This window comes from Pseudomonas sp. WC1, assembly GCF_050586565.1.
Classification (GTDB): domain Bacteria; phylum Pseudomonadota; class Gammaproteobacteria; order Pseudomonadales; family Pseudomonadaceae; genus Aquipseudomonas.
Genome location: NZ_JBOBDQ010000014.1, coordinates 21,859 through 41,947, shown reverse-complemented (window position 1 = coordinate 41,947; position 20,089 = coordinate 21,859). Strand labels below are relative to the sequence as shown.

The following is a 20,089-nucleotide window of genomic DNA, read 5'->3' as shown; positions in this document are numbered from 1 at the left end:
AGGTTAGCAAGCGGGGGCCGGAGCCCCCGCTGCGGCTTACCAGGTCTGGGTGGCCTTGAACTTCTCGATACCGGCTTTCATGCCAGCGTCGATTTCGTCGTTGAAGTCACCCTTCACGTTGATCTTGGCCATCAGTTCGGCGTGATCACGGTTGAAGTAGGCAATCAGAGCTTGCTCGAAGCTGCCAACCTTGGAGACTTCTACGTCGGTCAGGAAACCACGCTCAGCGGCGTACAGCGACAGGGCCATGTCGGCGATCGACATTGGCGCGTACTGCTTCTGCTTCATCAGCTCGGTAACGCGCTGACCATGCTCCAGCTGCTTGCGGGTAGCCTCGTCCAGGTCCGAAGCGAACTGGGCGAAGGCCGCCAGTTCACGGTACTGGGCCAGGGCGGTACGGATACCACCGGACAGCTTCTTGATGATCTTGGTCTGGGCGGCACCACCAACACGGGATACCGACACACCGGCGTTAACGGCAGGACGGATGCCTGCGTTGAACATGGCCGATTCCAGGAAGATCTGACCGTCGGTGATCGAGATCACGTTGGTCGGAACGAACGCGGAAACGTCGCCAGCCTGTGTTTCGATGATCGGCAGAGCGGTCAGCGAGCCAGTCTTGCCAGTGACGGCACCGTTGGTGAACTTCTCGACGTACTCTTCGGAAACGCGCGATGCACGCTCCAGCAGACGGGAGTGGAGATAGAACACGTCGCCTGGGTACGCTTCACGTCCTGGTGGACGGCGCAGCAGCAGGGAGATCTGACGGTAGGCAACGGCCTGCTTGGACAGGTCATCGTAAACGATCAGGGCGTCTTCACCGCGGTCACGGAAGAACTCGCCCATGGTGCAGCCGGCATAAGGCGCCAGGAACTGCAGTGCGGCGGATTCCGAAGCACTGGCAACGACCACGATGGTGTTGGCCAGGGCGCCGGCTTCTTCCAGCTTGCGAACGATGTTGGCAACGGTGGAACGCTTCTGGCCGACTGCAACATAAACGCAGAAAATACCGGAGTCTTTCTGGTTGATGATGGCGTCGATGGCCATGGCGGTCTTGCCGATCTGACGGTCACCGATGATCAGCTCACGCTGGCCACGGCCAACAGGGATCATGGCGTCGACGGACTTATAGCCAGTCTGTACAGGCTGGTCTACCGACTTACGCCAGATCACGCCTGGAGCTACTTTCTCGACCGCGTCGGTCTGGGTGTTGCCCAGAGGACCTTTGCCGTCGATCGGGTTACCCAGTGCGTCGACGACGCGACCCAGCAGTTCCTTACCAACCGGAACTTCCAGGATGCGGCCGGTGCACTTGGCGCTCATGCCTTCGGCGAGGGTGTCATAGGCACCCAGGATCACTGCACCTACGGAGTCTTGCTCCAGGTTCAGGGCCATGCCGAATACGCTGCCAGGGAACTCGATCATTTCGCCGTACATGACGTCGGCCAGACCGTGGATCCGCACGATGCCGTCGGAAACCGAAACGACGGTACCTTCGTTACGGGCTTGGGAGCCGACATCGAGGTTGTCGATGCGGCCCTTGATGATTTCACTAATTTCGGAAGGATTGAGTTGCTGCATTGCTCTGCTGCCCCTTCAAACTCAAGATTTCAAGGCTTCGGCCAGTTTCGCGATTTTCCCGCGAACCGAACCGTCGATTACCAGGTCGCCAGCGCGGATGACGACGCCGCCGATCAGGCTGGCATCCTCCGACGCGTGCAGGCGCACTTCCTGGCCTAACCGTGCACTGAGAACCTTGGCGAGTTTGTCTTGCTGTTCTTGGTTCAACGCAAAAGCACTGGTGACTTCCACGTCCACGGATTTCTCTTGCTCGGCCTTGTACAGGTCGAACAGAGTCGAAATCTCCGGCAGAAGCAGGAGACGTTCGTTTTCCGCGGCAACATGAATGAAATTCTGTGCCTTGGCGTCAAACTTGTCACCGCACACTTCAATGAATGCGGCGGCCTTTTCTGCGCTAGTCAGTTGCGGGGCCTTGAGCAGGCGCTGCATGGTGTCGTCTTGCGACACCGCAGCAGCCAGGCCGAGCATGGCTGACCAATTGGCCAGTTGCTGATGGGCCTGGGCATGCTCGAAGGCAGCCTTAGCGTAAGGTCGGGCCAACGTGGTCAGTTCTGCCATGATCGCCCTCGCTTAAATTTCAGCGGCCAGTTTGTTAACCAGCTCCGCATGCGCGTTTTGATCGATTGTGGCGCCAAGGATCTTTTCAGCACCGCCAACAGCCAGGGCACCCACTTGGGCACGCAGGGCGTCTTTGACGCTGTTCAGTTCCTGTTCGATCTCGGCTTGAGCCTGAGCCTTCACACGGTCAGCTTCGACGCGGGCCTGTTCACGGGCTTCCTCGACAAGCTGAGCAGCGCGTTTCTTGCTTTGCTCAATGATTTCGGCTGCCTGTGCCTTCGCTTCACGCAGTTGCTGACCCACTTTCTCTTGGGCCAGCTCCAGGTCGCGAGCAGCGCGATTGGCAGCGTCCAGGCCGTCAGCAATCTTCTTCTGGCGCTCTTGCAGAGCAGTGATGACCGGAGGCCATACGTACTTCATGCAGAAGAGCACAAAAATCAGGAAAGCAACGGATTGGCCAATCAGGGTTGCATTAATGTTCACGCCAACACCTCGCTCGGTCTTTGTTCATCACAGCCTTTCACTCGTTGGAAACGAGTGATTAGCCGGCGATCTGACCAACGAAGGGGTTTGCGAAGGTGAAGAACAGAGCGATACCAACACCGATCATGGTGACGGCGTCGAGCAGACCGGCAACGATGAACATCTTGACCTGCAGCATTGGAACCATTTCTGGCTGGCGAGCAGCGCCTTCCAGGAACTTGCCGCCCAGCAGGCCGAAACCAATGGCGGTACCCAGAGCACCCAGGCCGATCAGCAGAGCAACAGCGATAGCGGTCAGACCAACTACAGTTTCCATCTTTCCTCCCGACTTTTACGTCGTATTGGTTAGGTTTTTAGTTTGAAGCGGTAAAACAAATCGTTTGATACAGCATGCCCTTGCGGACTTTTTAAGCCCTCCCCCCAGACGGGCGGGGAAGGCTATCAGACACGCCAGGCGGTCTTAATGGTTATCTTCGTGAGCCATCGACAGGTAGACGATCGTCAGCATCATGAAGATGAAAGCTTGCAGGGTGATGATCAGGATGTGGAACACAGCCCACGCCCACTGCAGCACCACACCCAGGCCGCTGAGCCAGAGGATGCCGGCGCCGAACATCACCGCGATCAGGATGAACACCAGCTCGCCGGCGTACATGTTGCCGAACAGACGCAGTGCCAACGAAATCGGCTTGGCGATCAGGGTGACGAACTCGAGCAGGAAGTTCACCGGGATCAGCAGGATCTGCACGAAGATGTTCTTGCTACCGAACGGGTGCAGGGTGAGCTCGCCGATGAAGCCGCCGATGCCCTTGACCTTGATGCTGTAGAAGATGATCAGCGCGAACACGCTCAGGGCCATGCCCAGGGTGGCGTTCGGGTCGGTGGTCGACACCGCGCGGAACGGAATGTGCGGATCACCGGAGATCAGGATGGCCAGCTGAGGAATCCAGTCGACCGGTACCAGGTCGATGGCGTTCATCAGGAATACCCAGACGAAGATGGTCAGCGCCAGCGGGGCGATCACCGGGCTGCGGCCGTGGAAGGAATCCTTCACGCTGCCGTGGACGAAGTCCACCAGCACTTCGACGAAGTTCTGCAGGGCGCCGGGCTGGCCGGAAGTGGCCTTTTTAGCCGCCATGCGGAAGATGAACAGGAAGATCAGACCCAGCGCAACGGACCAACCCAGGGTGTCCAGGTGGAACGCCCAGAAGCCCATTGCCTTGGCTTCTGCAGCCGAATGGGCCAAGCCCCAGCTGCCGTCTGGTAGTTGACCGTAGGTCAGGTTCTGCAAGTGGTGCTGGATATAGCCCGAAGCGGTTTCTGCTGCCATGGTTGCCTCAAACGCCCTAAGGTCTCGAAAGTCTTTTATTCATCAGCAGGGGCGCGAACCAGCTGACCAAAAGGGTCAGCACGAAGACGCCGAATACTGCCAACGGCGCCAATGGCTTCACTCCTGCAAAGGTCAGTGCAAACAGCACTGCCGTCAAAATCATCTTGCCTGCCTCGCCCGCGTAAAACGACTTGACGATGGCCTGCGCCGCCCGGGCTCCGCTGAAGCGAAAAGCCTTCCAGGCGAAATACACATTGGGCAACCAGGCAATCAAACCTCCGCAAAGGCCTGAATATCCACTGACTCCCCCTTTCCACTGCCACAACACCAGCGTTGCCAGCAGCAGTACGACAAATTGAGCCAGCAGTACCGGAAAAACCGCCCAGCGATGGAAAGGCAGGCGGTTTGGCGTGCGGATTTCCATCACAACTGCTCCTCGAATGTCGACCGCCTCGTCAACAATGACTTGGCATAATTTGTGCCGACAAAATGCGCGCAGAGTATAGGGGTGGATTAACCCCTATTCAACTCTTGGGTAGTGATTTCCGACTGCGCGCTACAACAGGAATTGTTTCAGCGGATGTGAGCAAGCACGCCTTGCAACTCGTCAAGGGAGTTGTAGCGAATAACCAACTGGCCTTTGCCCTTGTTGCCATGGCGAATTTGTACCGCCGAGCCCAGGCGCTCTGCCAGACGCTGTTCAAGACGCGTGATATCCGGATCAGGTTTGCTCGCCTCGACCGGCTCAGGTTTGCCACTGAGCCACTGACGCACCAGTGCCTCGGTCTGGCGCACGGTGAGGCCGCGTGCGACAACATGACGCGCCCCTTCTTCCTGCCGATTTTCCTCGAGGCCGAGCAAGGCGCGGGCGTGGCCCATCTCCAGGTCACCATGGGCGAGCATGGTCTTGATCGCCTCGGGCAGCGAGATCAGGCGCAACAGGTTGGCCACGGTGACCCGCGACTTGCCGACGGCATCGGCCACCTGCTGCTGGGTCAGTTCGAACTCCTGCTGCAGACGCTGCAGGGCGAGCGCCTCTTCCAGCGGGTTGAGGTCCTCGCGCTGGATGTTCTCGATCAGCGCCATGGCAATGGCGGCTTCGTCGGGTACCTCGCGGACCATGGCCGGAACGGTATCCAGGCCAGCCTGCTGGGTGGCGCGCCAGCGGCGCTCACCAGCGATGATCTCGTAGCGGTTGTCACCGATCGGGCGAACCACGATCGGTTGCATGACGCCATGGGTGCGGATCGAGTGCGCCAGTTCTTCCAGCGCCTCGGGATCCATGTCGCGACGCGGCTGGTACTTGCCGCGCTGGATCAGCTCGACCGGCAGGTGTTGCAGTTCCTTCTGGTCGATCTTGACAGCCTGCGCTTCGAGCGCGCTGACGGAAGGACCACTGAGCAGTGCATCCAACCCACGTCCGAGACCGCGTTTCTTGATGGCCATGCGGATTCCTTAAGTTGTTTGTGCAATGCGTGAGGGACGACGCTGCCGACGGACCAGTTCCCCGGCCAGCGCCAGATAGGCGAGCGCGCCGCGGGATTGCTTGTCGTAGGCCAGTGCCGGCATGCCGAAGCTCGGCGCCTCCGCCAGGCGGATGTTGCGCGGGATCACCGTATCGTACAGCTGCTCGCCAAAATGCTCCTTGAGCTGCGCCGAAACATCGTTGTTCAGGCTCAGACGCGGGTCGTACATGGTCCGCAGCAGGCCTTCGATCTTCAGCTCCGGGTTCAACCGGGCGGCGATGCGCTTGATGTTATCCACAAGGTCGCTCAACCCTTCCAGCGCGTAGTACTCGCACTGCATGGGGATGATCACGCCATCGGAGGCGACCAGCGCATTGAGCGTCAGCATCGACAGCGACGGCGGGCAGTCGATGAGGATGTAGTCGTAGTTCTCGCGGATCGGCGCCAACGCGTTGCGCAGACGGCTCTCCTTCATCTGCATTTCCAGCAGCACCACTTCGGCGGCGGTCAGGTCGCGGTTGGCCGGCAACAGCTGGTAACCACCGTGTTCGGAGTAGTGCATGGCCTGGGCCAGGTCGCATTCCCCGATCAGCAGGTCGTACACCGAATGCTCGAGCTCGTGCTTATCCACACCGCTGCCCATGGTGGCGTTGCCCTGTGGATCGAGGTCGATCAGCAGCACGCGACGCTTGGTCGCGGCCAGCGATGCGGCGAGATTGATGCAGGTGGTGGTCTTGCCCACACCACCCTTCTGGTTCGCGATTGCGAATACCTTAGCCATTGTTGCTCGTGTTCCCAGTCATGCCTTGCGGCGCAGTATCAGCAGATGGCGCTGGCCCTGGCAACCTGGAACGGTCAGGGCCTGCTCGCTTTCCACTGTGAAGTCTGCGGGCAATGCTACCAGTTCATCGGCAGGATGCAGCCCCTTCATTGCAAGCCATTGCGTGCGGCTGTCACCCAGGTGGCGGGTCCAGTTGGTGAAATTCTCCATGCTGCTGAAGGCCCGGGAGACGATCCCGCAGAACGGCTGCTCGGGCTGGACCTCTTCCACCCGGCTGTGGATAACCGTGAGGTTGTCCAGTTTCAGCTCCATCTTCACCTGGGTGAGGAAGCGCGTCTTCTTGCCGTTGCTGTCGAGCACCGTCACCTGCTTGTGCGGATGCAGGATGGCCAGCGGTATGCCCGGCATGCCGCCGCCGCTGCCGACATCCAGCCAACGCTGGGTGTCGTTGTGGATAAACGGCATGACGCTGAGGCTGTCGAGCAAGTGACGCGAGACCATCTCGTCGGGGTCGCGCACGGCCGTCAGGTTGTAGGCCTTGTTCCATTTGATCAACAGGGCCAGGTAGCCCAGCAGCAGTTCGTGCTGCTGCGCGGTCAGCTCGACACCAAGCTGACGCGCACCTGTGGACAACTCTTCGGCATGTTGCGGGGTGACCGGGGAACTCAAGCGCTTTGCTCCAATTCGCGGCCTGCGCCGCGTTTTTTCAAGTGAATCAACAACAGGGAAATCGCCGCCGGGGTGACGCCGGGAATACGCGAAGCCTGGCCCAGGGTCTCTGGCCGGGTGTCGCCGAGCTTGCCCTGGATCTCCTTGGACAGCCCGGAGATGGTCGTGTAGTCGATATCCAAAGGCAGACGCGTGTCCTCACTGGCGCGCAGGCGGGCAATCTCTTCCTGCTGACGGTCGATGTAGCCGGCGTACTTGGTCCTGATCTCGACCTGCTCGGCGACCTGTGGATCGATGTTCTCGCCGCCGGTTGCCTCGATCAGGCCAGCGTAGTCGATTTCAGGGCGGGCAAGCAGGTTGAGCAGGCTGTACTCATGCGCCAATGGCGTGCCGAACTTATCCACAATGGCCTGGCCTTGCGGCGTGTTCGGGCGCACCCAGGTACTTTTCAGGCGTTGTTCTTCTCGCTCGATGCCTTCGCGTTTGGCGCTGAAGGCCGCCCAGCGCTCATCGTCGATCAAGCCGAGTTCACGGCCCTTCTCGGTCAGGCGCAGGTCGGCGTTGTCTTCGCGCAGGATCAGCCGGTATTCGGCTCGCGAAGTGAACATGCGGTACGGCTCTTGGGTGCCGAGGGTGATCAGGTCGTCGACCAGCACGCCGATGTACGCCTCGTCGCGACGCGGGCACCAGCTTTCACGGCCCTGGGCGCGCAGCGCGGCGTTGGTCCCGGCCAGCAGGCCTTGGGCACCGGCTTCTTCGTAGCCGGTGGTGCCGTTGATCTGGCCTGCGAAGAACAGGCCGCCGATGACCTTGGTCTCGAGGCTGTACTTCAGGTCGCGTGGATCGAAGTAGTCGTACTCGATGGCGTAGCCCGGGCGCACGATGTGGGCGTTCTCCATGCCGCGGATCGAGCGGACGATCTCGAGCTGCACGTCGAACGGCAACGACGTGGAAATACCGTTGGGGTACAGCTCATGGGTGGTCAGGCCTTCCGGCTCGATGAACACCTGGTGGCTTTCCTTGTCGGCGAAGCGATGGATCTTGTCCTCGATCGACGGGCAATAACGCGGGCCGATACCTTCGATCACCCCCGAGTACATCGGCGAACGGTCGAGGTTCGAGGCAATGATCTCGTGGGTGCGGGCGTTGGTGTGGGTAATCCAGCAGCTCACCTGACGCGGATGCATGTCGGCGTTGCCCATGAACGACATTACCGGGATCGGCGTATCGCCCGGTTGCTCGGTCATCACCGAGAAGTCCACCGAACGGCCATCGATGCGCGGCGGGGTTCCGGTTTTCAGCCGGCCAACACGCAGCGGCAATTCACGCATGCGGTTGGCCAGGGCATTGGCGGGCGGATCGCCTGCTCGGCCACCGGAATAGTTCTGCAAACCAATGTGGATAAGTCCACCGAGGAAAGTCCCGCTGGTCAGTACCACGGAGTCGGCGAAGAACCGCAGGCCCATTTGCGTGACCACGCCCTTGACCTGGTCCTGCTCGACGATCAGGTCATCGCACGACTGCTGGAATATCCACAGGTTCGGCTGGTTTTCCAGGATTTCACGTACCACGGCCTTGTAGATGGCGCGGTCCGCCTGTGCGCGGGTGGCGCGTACCGCCGGGCCCTTGCGGTTGTTCAGAACGCGGAACTGGATGCCGCTCTTGTCGGTGGCCAGCGCCATCGCGCCGCCGAGCGCATCGATTTCCTTGACCAGGTGGCTCTTGCCAATGCCACCGATGGCCGGGTTGCAGCTCATGTGACCGAGGGTTTCCACGTTATGGGTCAGCAGCAGGGTTTTCACACCCATGCGTGCGGACGCAAGCGCAGCCTCGGTACCGGCATGGCCGCCGCCGATGACGATCACTTCAAAACGGGAAGGGAAATCCACCACGCACCTCGTGCCTGTTTTTGCGAATAGAGAAGGTAAGCCGACAAGTATAGGGACTTCCCGCCCTTCAAAGAAACCTTCTGAGCAAAATTTGACCAGGCTGTGGATGAGTGGCAGGTAAAAGAAAACAAAGAGGAAAAATTTAAAAAAGCTTTGTTTTTATGTTTATGTTTAGGCACCAACCTATCTGTGCATAAGTCTCTGCAGCCCATACATATCAATGTGTACAGAGAATCAAAACCCTGTGTCGAAGTGGCCCTGGGGGCTCTGGATACCGCTGTTTAACCTGTGGATGAATCATGCTGTTACCCACAGGCAGGTTTGTCCTCAGAAAAAAAGCCTGGTTATCAACGGAGCTGAGGTCGAGTTTTCCACAGAGCTTATCCAGGTGTGCGGGGCGCTGTTGATGAAATTTTTTCCGCGGCGCGTGTCGTCCTTGGTTGCTGGTCTGCTTGCAATGACCGGTACCAACACGAATCGCGGGCAAAAAAAAGCCGCTCCAGAGAGCGGCTTTGTTGCGAATCGAACCCTATGGGATCACTTGCCAATGCAGAAGCTGGAGAAAATCCGGCCCAGCAGGTCATCCGAGCTGAATGCTCCGGTAATTTCACCCAGCACTTGCTGTGCCTGGCGCAGATCCTCTGCCAGCAGCTCACCGGCACCGGCGAGGGTCAGCTGCGCACGGCCATGCTCGAGGTGGGCACTGGCCTGGCGTAGCGCCTCCAGATGCCGGCGACGAGCGCTGAAGCTGCTTTCGGCGGTTTGTTCATAGCCCATGCAAGCCTTGAGATGCTCACGCAGCAGATCCAGGCCCATGTCGCTGTCCCGGGCGCTGAGGGTGATGGTGACGTGCCCATCGTCGCTTTGCTCCAGGCCCACGACCTCACCACTGAGATCCGCCTTGTTGCGAATGAGGGTGACCTTGGCCACGTCGGGGCGCTGATCGAGAAACTCTGGCCACAAGGCAAACGGATCACTGGCTTCCGGTGCCGTCGAATCGACCACCAGGAGCACACGGTCGGCCTCGGCGATGGCCTTGAGCGCCCGTTCCACACCGATCTTTTCCACATGGTCATCGGTGTCGCGCAAGCCTGCGGTGTCGACCACATGCAGCGGCATGCCGTCGATGTGGATATGTTCGCGAAGAATATCCCGAGTGGTGCCAGCGATATCGGTGACAATTGCCGCTTCACGCCCGGCCAACTGGTTGAGCAGGCTCGACTTGCCGGCGTTCGGCCGGCCTGCGATCACTACGGTCATGCCGTCGCGAAGCAATGCGCCTTGCCCCGCTTCGCGCTGAACTGTGGATAACGTGTCACGTACCTCATCGAGCATGCGCAGCACATGGCCATCGGCAAGAAAGTCGATCTCTTCCTCTGGGAAGTCGATGGCGGCTTCGACATAGATGCGCAGGGCGATCAGAGCTTCGGTGAGGCCATGCACACGCTTGGAGAATGCCCCCTGCAGGGAACGCAAGGCATTGCGCGCAGCCTGCGTGGAGCTGGCTTCGATCAGGTCGGCGATTGCCTCGGCCTGGGCCAGGTCGAGCTTGTCGTTGAGGAACGCTCGCTCGCTGAATTCGCCTGGACGTGCCAGTCGGCAACCGAGCTGCAGGCAACGTTGCAGCAGCATGTCCATGACTACCGGGCCGCCGTGGCCCTGCAGCTCCAGCACATCTTCGCCGGTGAACGAGTTCGGCCCTGGGAAGAACAGTGCGATCCCTTCATCCAGCACCAGGCCATCGTCATCGCGGAACGGGCCGTAATGGGCATGCCGCGGGGTCAGCGTATTGCGCCCGGTGATGATTTGCCCGGCCTGGCGGGCCAGCGGGCCGGACAATCTGACGATGCCTACCCCGCCACGGCCCTGGGCGGTGGCGATGGCGGCAATGGTTTCACGCACTGTGTTCATGCTCGAACCTCTACAACGAATACGACAGATAGCAAAAACGCCCCAGGGGGGCGTTTTTGTTCACAGGCTAGCGTAGCAGCCCGTCAAGCGGCTGCGTTCTTGGTCGCAGCCTCGATACGACGAGTGATGTACCACTGCTGTCCGATCGACAGGCAGTTGTTCACAACCCAGTACAGCACCAGACCAGCCGGGAACCACAGGAAGAAGAAGGTGAAGATGATCGGCATCATTTTCATTACCTTCGCCTGCATAGGATCGGGCGGGGTCGGGTTCAGGCGCTGCTGGATGAACATGGTGGCACCCATGATGATCGGCAGGATGAAGAACGGATCCTTGATCGACAGGTCGGTGATCCACAGCATCCACGGGGCTTGGCGCATCTCGACGCTTTCCAGCAGCACCCAGTACAGGGCCAGGAACACCGGCATCTGCACCAGGATCGGCAGGCAGCCGCCCAGCGGGTTGATCTTCTCTTTCTTGTACAGCTCCATCATCGCCTGGGACATCTTCTGGCGATCATCACCGAAGCGTTCCTTGAGCTGGGCCAGTTTTGGCGCCACGGCACGCATGCGCGCCATCGAGCGGTAGCTGGCGGCCGACAGCGGGAAGAACAGGCCCTTGATCAACATGGTCAGGACGATGATCGACCAGCCCCAGTTGCCCAGCAGGCTGTGGATATGTTGCAGCAGCCAGAAGATCGGCTGTGCGATGAACCACAGGAAGCCGTAGTCGACGGTCAGTTCCAGGCCTGGGGACAACTCCTTGAGCTTGGACTGGATCTTCGGGCCGGCATACAGCATGGCGCTGGTTTCGACCTTTCCGCCGGCAGGGACGTTAAGCGCCGGGCCGGTATAGCCGATGATGTAGTTGCCCTGGCTGTCCTTGCGGGTCTGGACGGCGTTGTTGTCCGAGTGGGTCGGGATCCAGGCTGTCACGAAGTAGTGCTGCAGCCAGGCTACCCAGCCGCCAGTCACATTTTCTTTCAAACTACCCTTGTCGATGTCTTTCATCGACACTTTCTTGTACGGCTCGGAAGCTGTCCACAGGGCCGCGCCGAGGTAGGTGGCGGTACCGGTGGCGGTGCTCGACGACGGATCGGAGCTGGCGTCACGCTTGAGCTGGGCAAACATGTTGCCGGTCCAGGCCTGAGCACTCTGGTTGTCGATCAGGTAGCTGACGGTCAGGTCATACTCACCGCGCTTGAAGCTGAAGCGCTTGATGTAGTTGACGCCGTTCTCGCTGAACTTCAGGTCGACCGACAGTTGGTCCTGGCCGTCGGCCAGCTGGAAGCTCTTCTGCTCTGCGGCGTACAGCGGGCGACCAGTGGCGCGGGCGTCCGGACCGTTGGCGCCGGTCAGGCCACTCTGGGCCAGATACACACGTTCGCCACCGTTGTCGAACAGCTGGAACGGAATATCCGGATGATCCTGGCGACGTGGGTACTTAGGCAGGGTCAGTTGGACGATGTCACCACCGACCGGGTCGATAGCCAGGTCCAGGACGTCGGTCTTGATCCGGATCAGGTCCTTGCTGAGCGCCACTGGCGCCAGTTCGGCTGGGCTGGATTCAGCATTGGCGCTCGGCACATCGGCGCTTGCACCGGAGTTGCCGGCCGGCACGGTGTCCGGCAGGGCCGGGGCAGCATTGCTGGCAGCAGCATTCTGAGTCGGCAGGGCAGCCTGGCCGTAGTCCTGGTTCCACTTGAGGACCATGACATAGGACACGATTGCCAGGGCGACGATCAGGATCGTGCGTTTAATATCCATGATTACTCGGCTATCGAAGAAGTTCGGGAGGAAGGAGCTGGTGGAACGGGATCGAAACCGCCGTCGTTCCACGGATGACAACGCCCCAGGCGACGAACGGCCAGCCACCCACCACGCAAGAGGCCATGGTTTTCAATGGCTTCATAGGCGTAACAGGAACAGCTGGGATAGAAACGACAGTGACTGGCCATCAGTGGACTGATGGCGTAACGGTAAAACTGGATCGGAACGAGGGCCAGTTTACGCATCGTGACTGTCTACCCCTGCGGAATTGGCGACCGCTGGAGAGGGCCGACTGCGGACCAGTCGCTTCCAGAGCTTGCCAAAGTGTTGGTGCAATTCTGGGTTTTCCACTTCGCCCAACCCCTTGCGCGCGACGATCACGATGTCCAGGCCAGCCAACAGCTGCTGGTTCAGGCGAAACGAATCGCGCATCAGGCGTTTCAGGCGATTGCGTTGAACGGCGAGCTTGACGCTCTTCTTGCCGATCACCAGGCCTAGGCGCGGATGATCGAGGCCGTTCTCGCGGGCAAGGATAAGCAGGTTTTTCCCTGGAACCTTGCCGGTTGGGGAGTCGAAGACCGCTTTGAAATGCCGGGGTGTAAGCAGTCGCTTTTCCCGACTGAAGTCCTGACTCACCACCTGTGCCGAAAAATCAAATTGCCAGACGCTTACGGCCTTTGGCACGGCGACGCGACAGAACGGCACGGCCGTTCTTGGTAGCCATACGGGCACGGAAACCGTGGGTGCGGGCGCGCTTGATGGTGCTTGGTTGGAAAGTACGTTTCATGGCGTGTTACCTGGGTTGGTCGACAACGGGCCGGAAGGGCCCCCTTTTTAAGAGATCGGCGATTCTAGAGAAAGCAAGGCAATAGGTCAATTTCCAACCAGCCATTCCTTATGGAAGGTCGAATCAGGGTAGATCGAATCTCCCTCGAACGATGGCCGTTTGCCCGCGTGGACAAAACGCAGGCAAACAGAAAAAACAAAGAGGCATATAAAAAGCTTTCTTGAAGAACTTATAGATCTTAGCTGGGCAACCTTCTGTGGATAAGTGCCTCAAGGTCACGTTTTACGAGCTGTACAGAGATCCACAACCTTGTCGGTAAAGGGTGCTCTGGCTGTGCGGGCCATGAGGACAACCTGTGGAGTGAATGGCTGTTTATCCACAGAGGTTTTATCCACAGACCTCAACCCTGGGTTGTGCATAGCCCACAGGTGCGCTTATCCACAGGGCTTATCAACACTGCTTGCGTGATGTAAGCGTCAGTTTTTGGCGGTTTTACCGTTATCGCGATCGCCACCACGTGTGGATAACTGGTCGCCTGCCCGGTACAATGGCGGTTTGTTTTGCCTCATCCGGCTTTCAACTCAGGGGATATCCGTGTCAGTGGAACTTTGGCAGCAGTGCGTGGAGCTTCTGCGCGATGAACTGCCTGCCCAGCAATTCAACACCTGGATCCGTCCGCTACAGGTCGAAGCCGAAGGCGACGAGTTGCGCGTCTATGCGCCCAACCGCTTCGTGCTTGATTGGGTCAACGAGAAGTACCTTGGCCGCCTGCTCGAACTGCTGGGTGAACAGGGCAGCGGCATTGCTCCCGCGCTTTCCTTGTTGATAGGCAGCCGTCGCAGTTCCGCAGCGCGTGCTGCCCCCAACGCACCTGTCAGCGCCGCCGTAGCCGCAACCCTTGCGCAGCAGACGCAGGTGCAGCCTTCGGTGGCTGCGGTTCAGCATGCGAACACTCCAGCGGTCGAGCCAACTCAGGCCGCCGAGGTCGAAGAGCCCTTGAGCCGCGACAGCTTCGACAGCATGAGCGACACCAGCACGGCCCCGAAGGCCAACGGGCGTACCGAGCAGCGCACGGTGCAGGTCGAAGGTGCCTTGAAGCACACCAGCTACCTGAACCGTACCTTCACCTTCGAGACCTTCGTCGAGGGTAAATCCAACCAGCTGGCCCGCGCCGCGGCCTGGCAGGTCGCCGACAACCCCAAGCATGGTTACAACCCGCTCTTCCTTTATGGGGGCGTGGGCCTGGGTAAGACCCACTTGATGCACGCTGTGGGTAACCACCTGCTCAAAAAGAATCCGAATGCCAAGGTGGTCTACCTGCATTCCGAGCGCTTCGTGGCCGACATGGTCAAGGCGCTGCAACTGAACGCGATCAATGAGTTCAAGCGTTTCTACCGCTCGGTCGATGCGCTGTTGATCGATGACATTCAGTTCTTCGCCCGCAAGGAGCGCTCGCAGGAAGAGTTTTTCCACACCTTCAACGCCCTGCTCGAAGGTGGCCAGCAGGTGATCCTCACCAGTGACCGCTACCCGAAGGAAATCGAAGGCCTGGAAGAGCGCCTGAAGTCGCGTTTCGGCTGGGGGCTGACGGTCGCCGTCGAGCCACCGGAGCTGGAAACCCGTGTGGCCATCCTTATGAAGAAGGCCGACCAAGCCAAGGTCGAGTTGCCGCACGATGCCGCCTTCTTCATCGCCCAGCGTATCCGCTCCAATGTGCGTGAACTGGAAGGCGCCCTGAAACGGGTGATTGCCCACTCGCACTTCATGGGCCGCGACATCACCATCGAGCTGATCCGCGAGTCGCTCAAGGACTTGTTGGCGCTGCAGGACAAGCTGGTCAGTGTGGATAACATCCAGCGCACGGTGGCCGAGTACTACAAGATCAAGATCTCCGATCTGTTGTCCAAGCGTCGCTCGCGCTCGGTGGCGCGGCCACGGCAGGTAGCGATGGCGTTGTCGAAAGAGTTGACCAACCACAGTCTGCCGGAGATCGGCGACATGTTCGGCGGTCGTGACCACACCACCGTGTTGCACGCTTGCCGCAAGATCAATGAATTGAAGGAATCCGACGCGGACATCCGCGAGGACTACAAGAACCTGCTGCGTACGCTGACGACCTGATGACCGTCTGCGCAGCTATTTGAAGGCAAGGGACTAGACCATGCATTTCACCATTCAACGCGAAGCCCTGTTGAAACCCCTGCAACTGGTCGCAGGCGTCGTCGAGCGCCGCCAGACCTTGCCGGTTCTGTCCAACGTCCTGCTGGTCGTGCAAGGCCAGCAGCTGTCGTTGACCGGTACCGACCTGGAAGTCGAACTGGTTGGCCGCGTACAGCTGGAAGAACCGGCTGAACCGGGCGAGATCACCGTCCCGGCGCGCAAGCTGATGGACATCTGCAAGAGCCTGCCCAGTGATGTGCTGATCGACATCAAGGTCGACGAGCAGAAGTTGCTGGTCAAGGCCGGTCGCAGCCGTTTCACCCTTTCCACTTTGCCGGCCAATGACTTCCCGACCGTGGAAGAAGGTCCAGGCTCGCTGACCTGCCAGCTTGAGCAGAGCAAACTGCGCCGCCTGATCGAACGCACCAGCTTCGCCATGGCCCAGCAGGACGTGCGCTACTACCTCAACGGCATGCTGCTGGAAGTATCCCCCGGCACCTTGCGTGCCGTGGCCACCGATGGCCATCGCCTGGCGCTGTGCGCCATGCAGGCACCGATCGATCAAGCTGATCGTCATCAGGTCATCGTGCCGCGCAAAGGTATCCTGGAGCTGGCGCGCCTGCTGACAGACCCGGAAGGCATGGTCAGCATCGTTCTGGGCCAGCATCACATTCGTGCCACCACCGGTGAATTCACTTTCACCTCCAAGCTGGTGGACGGCAAGTTCCCGGACTACGAGCGCGTTCTGCCTAAAGGTGGCGACAAGCTGGTGATCGGCGACCGTCAGGCACTGCGCGAAGCGTTCAGCCGCACCGCGATCCTGTCCAACGAGAAGTACCGCGGCATTCGCCTGCAACTGGCCGCTGGCCAACTGAAAATCCAGGCCAACAACCCGGAACAGGAAGAAGCGGAAGAAGAGATCAGCGTCGACTACAACGGCAGCTCGTTGGAGATCGGTTTCAACGTCAGCTACCTGCTGGACGTGCTGGGTGTGATGACTACAGAGCAGGTGCGCCTGATTCTGTCGGACTCCAACAGCAGCGCCTTGTTGCAGGAAGCCGGCAATGACGACTCGTCCTACGTTGTCATGCCGATGCGTCTGTAACCCGTAGCAGGCGACATGTCCCTTCGACGTCTCTCGGTCACCGCGGTGCGCAACCTGCACCCGGTGACCCTCTCACCCTCCCCTCGCATCAACATCCTTTACGGCGCCAACGGCAGCGGCAAGACCAGCGTGCTCGAAGCTGTGCACCTGCTCGGTCTTGCGCGCTCGTTCCGCAGCACCCGGTTAAACCCGGTGATCCAGTACGATCAGCCGACCTGCACGGTGTTCGGCCAGGTCGAATTGGCTGAGGGCGGTATGAGCAACCTTGGTGTGTCGCGGGAGCGCCAGGGGGATTTCACCATTCGCATCGATGGACAGAACGCGCGCAGCGCCGCGCAACTGGCAGAGATGCTGCCATTACAGTTGATCAACCCGGACAGTTTCCGGCTGCTCGAAGGTGCGCCCAAAGTGCGCCGGCAGTTCCTCGATTGGGGCGTGTTCCACGTGGAACCCCGCTTCATGGCTACCTGGCAGCGCCTGCAGAAGGCCCTGCGGCAGCGGAACTCATGGCTCCGGCATGGTACACTGGACGCCGTTTCGCAAGCCGCCTGGGATCGAGAGTTATGTCTCGCCAGTGCGGAGATAGATGAATACCGTCGCAACTATATCAAGGCCTTGAAGCCTGTCTTCGAGCAGACCCTGAGCGAACTGGTCGAACTGGACGGGCTGACCCTGAGCTACTACCGAGGCTGGGACAAGGACCGGGAACTCAATGAAGTTCTCGCGGCCTCCCTGCTTCGCGATCAGCAGATGGGCCACACCCAGGCCGGGCCACAGCGTGCTGATCTGCGCCTTCGATTGGGCGCGAACAATGCGGCCGACATTCTTTCGCGTGGGCAGCAGAAGTTGGTGGTCTGCGCCCTGCGCATTGCACAGGGGCACCTGGTCAGCCAGGTTCGTCGCGGTCAGTGTATTTATCTGGTGGATGACTTGCCGTCCGAGCTGGACGAGCAGCACCGCCGCGCCCTGTGCCGCTTGCTTGAAGAATTGAACTGCCAGGTGTTCATCACCTGTGTAGACCACGAATTTCTGAGGGAAGGCTGGCAGACGGAAACGCCAGTTGCCTTGTTCCACGTGGAACAAGGCCGTATCACCCAGACCCACGACCATCGGGAGTGAAGGCATGAGCGAAAATCAAACGTACGACTCCTCCAGCATTAAAGTGCTGAAAGGGCTGGATGCCGTACGCAAACGTCCCGGCATGTACATTGGCGACACCGATGACGGCAGCGGCCTGCACCACATGGTGTTCGAGGTGGTCGACAACTCGATCGACGAAGCCCTGGCCGGGCATTGCGATGACATTACCGTCATCATTCATCCGGACGAATCCATCAGCGTTCGTGACAACGGCCGTGGTATTCCGGTCGATGTGCATAAAGAAGAAGGCGTTTCGGCAGCAGAGGTCATCATGACCGTGCTGCACGCCGGCGGTAAGTTCGATGATAACTCCTACAAGGTGTCCGGCGGTCTGCACGGTGTAGGTGTCTCGGTAGTGAATGCTTTGTCGGAGCAGCTGGTGCTCACCGTTCGTCGTAGCGGTAAGATCTGGGAACAGACCTACGTCCATGGCGTGCCCCAAGCGCCTATGGCGGTGGTGGGTGACAGCGAAACCACCGGTACCCACATTCACTTCAAACCTTCGGCTGAAACTTTCAAGAACATCCACTTCAGCTGGGACATCCTCGCCAAGCGTATCCGCGAGCTGTCGTTCCTGAACTCCGGCGTCGGTATCCTGTTGAAGGATGAGCGCAGCGGCAAGGAAGAGTTCTTCAAGTACGAGGGTGGGCTGCGTGCTTTCGTTGAGTACCTGAATACCAACAAGACTCCGGTCAACTCCCAGGTCTTCCACTTCAACGTCCAGCGTGAAGATGGCGTGGGTGTTGAAATTGCCCTGCAGTGGAACGACAGCTTCAACGAAAACCTGCTGTGCTTCACCAACAACATTCCCCAGCGCGATGGTGGTACCCACCTGGTCGGCTTCCGCTCCTCGCTTACCCGTAGCCTGAACAGCTATATCGAGCAAGAAGGCCTGGCGAAAAAGAACAAGGTTGCCACCACCGGTGACGACGCTCGCGAAGGCTTGACCGCGATCATTTCGGTCAAGGTGCCGGATCCGAAGTTCAGCTCGCAGACCAAGGACAAGCTGGTTTCCTCGGAGGTGAAGACCGCCGTGGAACAGGAGATGAACAAGTACTTCGCCGACTTCCTGTTGGAAAACCCCAACGAGGCCAAGGCCGTGGTCGGCAAGATGATCGATGCCGCACGTGCCCGTGAAGCGGCGCGTAAAGCACGCGAGATGACTCGTCGTAAAGGTGCCTTGGATATCGCTGGTCTGCCGGGCAAACTGGCCGACTGCCAGGAGAAAGACCCTGCCCTTTCCGAACTGTACCTGGTGGAGGGTGACTCCGCGGGTGGTTCGGCCAAGCAAGGCCGCAACCGTCGCACCCAAGCGATCCTGCCGCTGAAGGGTAAGATCCTCAACGTCGAGAAGGCACGCTTCGACAAGATGATCTCCTCGCAGGAGGTTGGCACGCTGATCACCGCACTGGGCTGTGGTATCGGCCGCGAAGAGTACAACATCGACAAGCTGCGCTATCACAACATCATCATCATGACCGATGCTGACGTTGACGGTTCGCACATCCGTACCCTGCTGCTGACCTTCTTCTTCCGTCAACTGCCGGAGCTGGTCGAGCGTGGCTACATCTACATCGCTCAGCCACCGCTGTACAAGGTGAAGAAAGGCAAGCAGGAGCAGTACATCAAGGACGATGAGGCCATGGAAGAATACATGACCCAATCGGCCCTGGAAGATGCCAGCCTGCACCTGGATGAAGCAGCGCCAGCGGTCTCTGGTGTTCAGCTACAAGCACTGGTCAACGAGTTCCGCGGTGTGATGAAAACGCTGAAGCGCCTGTCGCGCCTGTATCCGGAAGAGCTGACCGAGAACTTCATCTACCTGCCAAAAGTTACCGTCGAGCAATTGGCTGACAAGGCGCAGATGGATGATTGGCTCAAGGCGTTCCAGCAGCGCCTGGACAACAGCCAGCGTTCTGGTTTGGCCTACAAGGCTGACTTGCACGAGGACAAGGAACGTAATATCTGGCTGCCGGTAGTTGAAACCACCTCTCACGGCTTGGCCAGCTACGTCACTTTCAACCGTGATTTCTTCGGCAGCAATGACTACCGCAGCGTCGTCGCCCTCGGCGAAAAACTCGGTACGTTGTTGGGTGAAGGTGCATACGTTCAGCGCGGTGAGCGCCGCAAGGCGGTCACCGAGTTCAAGGAAGCCCTCGACTGGCTGATGAACGAGAGCACCAAGCGCCACACCATCCAGCGATACAAAGGGCTGGGTGAGATGAACCCGGACCAGCTGTGGGAAACCACCATGGACCCGACTGTGCGCCGCATGCTCAAGGTAACTATCGAGGACGCCATCGCCGCCGACCAACTGTTCAACACCTTGATGGGTGATGCAGTCGAGCCGCGTCGCGACTTCATCGAAAGTAACGCGCTGTCGGTGTCGAACCTGGACTTCTGATAAGCGGGCAGTAACAGAAAGCCAATCCCCAGGGATTGGCTTTTTTTTGCCTTCAC

Annotated in this window: 19 protein-coding genes; 4 read left to right on the top strand and 15 right to left on the bottom strand. The window is 59.5% G+C overall.

The window, feature by feature from the left end:
• Positions 1–36: 36 nt before the first annotated feature.
• From atpA to rpmH, 15 genes are all read right to left on the bottom strand, one after another.
• Positions 37–1,581 carry a F0F1 ATP synthase subunit alpha gene (atpA, locus tag ACQ4OD_RS09020; RefSeq protein ID WP_038707082.1) on the bottom strand — a complete coding sequence of 515 codons (1,545 nt, stop codon included), beginning with the start codon at positions 1,579–1,581 and terminating at the stop codon, positions 37–39.
• A 21-nt stretch (positions 1,582–1,602) separates the two neighbouring features.
• On the bottom strand, positions 1,603–2,139 hold the full coding sequence (locus tag ACQ4OD_RS09015; protein ID WP_023628561.1) for a F0F1 ATP synthase subunit delta: 537 nt from the start codon (positions 2,137–2,139) through the stop codon (positions 1,603–1,605).
• A 12-nt stretch (positions 2,140–2,151) separates the two neighbouring features.
• On the bottom strand, positions 2,152–2,622 hold the full coding sequence (locus tag ACQ4OD_RS09010) for a F0F1 ATP synthase subunit B (RefSeq protein WP_102683388.1): 471 nt from the start codon (positions 2,620–2,622) through the stop codon (positions 2,152–2,154).
• Between the two features lie 58 nt (positions 2,623–2,680).
• The gene (gene atpE, locus ACQ4OD_RS09005) at positions 2,681–2,938 is read right to left on the bottom strand and encodes a F0F1 ATP synthase subunit C (RefSeq protein ID WP_003097235.1); all 258 of its coding nucleotides are present in this window, start codon (positions 2,936–2,938) and stop codon (positions 2,681–2,683) included.
• Positions 2,939–3,082: 144 nt separating this feature from the next.
• Positions 3,083–3,952 carry a F0F1 ATP synthase subunit A gene (gene atpB / locus ACQ4OD_RS09000; RefSeq protein ID WP_023628560.1) on the bottom strand — a complete coding sequence of 290 codons (870 nt, stop codon included), beginning with the start codon at positions 3,950–3,952 and terminating at the stop codon, positions 3,083–3,085.
• 16 nt (positions 3,953–3,968) lie between these two features.
• Positions 3,969–4,376 (bottom strand): F0F1 ATP synthase subunit I, encoded by a 408-nt coding sequence (locus ACQ4OD_RS08995; RefSeq protein WP_232889082.1) that lies wholly within the window; start codon positions 4,374–4,376, stop codon positions 3,969–3,971.
• Positions 4,377–4,525: 149 nt separating this feature from the next.
• Positions 4,526–5,398: a ParB/RepB/Spo0J family partition protein gene (locus ACQ4OD_RS08990; RefSeq protein WP_110696877.1), complete on the bottom strand. Its 873-nt coding sequence runs from the start codon at positions 5,396–5,398 to the stop codon at positions 4,526–4,528.
• 9 nt (positions 5,399–5,407) lie between these two features.
• The gene (locus tag ACQ4OD_RS08985) at positions 5,408–6,199 is read right to left on the bottom strand and encodes a ParA family protein (protein WP_023628558.1); all 792 of its coding nucleotides are present in this window, start codon (positions 6,197–6,199) and stop codon (positions 5,408–5,410) included.
• Between the two features lie 18 nt (positions 6,200–6,217).
• Positions 6,218–6,868 (bottom strand): 16S rRNA (guanine(527)-N(7))-methyltransferase RsmG, encoded by a 651-nt coding sequence (gene rsmG / locus ACQ4OD_RS08980; RefSeq protein ID WP_102683387.1) that lies wholly within the window; start codon positions 6,866–6,868, stop codon positions 6,218–6,220.
• Positions 6,865–8,757 (bottom strand): tRNA uridine-5-carboxymethylaminomethyl(34) synthesis enzyme MnmG, encoded by a 1,893-nt coding sequence (mnmG, locus tag ACQ4OD_RS08975; RefSeq protein ID WP_430944188.1) that lies wholly within the window; start codon positions 8,755–8,757, stop codon positions 6,865–6,867. Before mnmG ends, rsmG begins: the two co-directional genes overlap by 4 nt.
• Before the next feature lie 537 nt (positions 8,758–9,294).
• Positions 9,295–10,668: a tRNA uridine-5-carboxymethylaminomethyl(34) synthesis GTPase MnmE gene (mnmE, locus tag ACQ4OD_RS08970; RefSeq protein ID WP_139674725.1), complete on the bottom strand. Its 1,374-nt coding sequence runs from the start codon at positions 10,666–10,668 to the stop codon at positions 9,295–9,297.
• Between the two features lie 83 nt (positions 10,669–10,751).
• Positions 10,752–12,434 (bottom strand): membrane protein insertase YidC, encoded by a 1,683-nt coding sequence (yidC, locus tag ACQ4OD_RS08965; RefSeq protein WP_277502400.1) that lies wholly within the window; start codon positions 12,432–12,434, stop codon positions 10,752–10,754.
• Between the two features lie 2 nt (positions 12,435–12,436).
• Complete coding sequence (gene yidD / locus ACQ4OD_RS08960) at positions 12,437–12,682, bottom strand: membrane protein insertion efficiency factor YidD (RefSeq protein WP_011536514.1); 246 nt, start codon at positions 12,680–12,682, stop codon at positions 12,437–12,439.
• The gene (gene rnpA, locus ACQ4OD_RS08955) at positions 12,675–13,076 is read right to left on the bottom strand and encodes a ribonuclease P protein component (protein WP_102683383.1); all 402 of its coding nucleotides are present in this window, start codon (positions 13,074–13,076) and stop codon (positions 12,675–12,677) included. Before rnpA ends, yidD begins: the two co-directional genes overlap by 8 nt.
• A 13-nt stretch (positions 13,077–13,089) precedes the next feature.
• Complete coding sequence (rpmH, locus tag ACQ4OD_RS08950; protein WP_003253163.1) at positions 13,090–13,224, bottom strand: 50S ribosomal protein L34; 135 nt, start codon at positions 13,222–13,224, stop codon at positions 13,090–13,092.
• Positions 13,225–13,818: 594 nt separating this feature from the next.
• Between rpmH and dnaA the strand changes: the two genes are divergently transcribed.
• Genes dnaA through gyrB form a run of 4 tightly spaced genes read left to right on the top strand, consistent with a single transcriptional unit; the run spans position 13,819 to position 20,033 of the window.
• On the top strand, positions 13,819–15,345 hold the full coding sequence (gene dnaA / locus ACQ4OD_RS08945) for a chromosomal replication initiator protein DnaA (RefSeq protein WP_277502399.1): 1,527 nt from the start codon (positions 13,819–13,821) through the stop codon (positions 15,343–15,345).
• Positions 15,346–15,385: 40 nt separating this feature from the next.
• Complete coding sequence (gene dnaN / locus ACQ4OD_RS08940; RefSeq protein ID WP_102683381.1) at positions 15,386–16,489, top strand: DNA polymerase III subunit beta; 1,104 nt, start codon at positions 15,386–15,388, stop codon at positions 16,487–16,489.
• A 15-nt stretch (positions 16,490–16,504) separates the two neighbouring features.
• Positions 16,505–17,608 (top strand): DNA replication/repair protein RecF, encoded by a 1,104-nt coding sequence (gene recF, locus ACQ4OD_RS08935; RefSeq protein ID WP_094010826.1) that lies wholly within the window; start codon positions 16,505–16,507, stop codon positions 17,606–17,608.
• A gap of 4 nt (positions 17,609–17,612) precedes the next feature.
• Positions 17,613–20,033, top strand: coding sequence for a DNA topoisomerase (ATP-hydrolyzing) subunit B (gyrB, locus tag ACQ4OD_RS08930; RefSeq protein ID WP_110696882.1), 2,421 nt, complete (start codon positions 17,613–17,615; stop codon positions 20,031–20,033).
• The last annotated feature ends 56 nt before the right edge of the window (positions 20,034–20,089 follow it).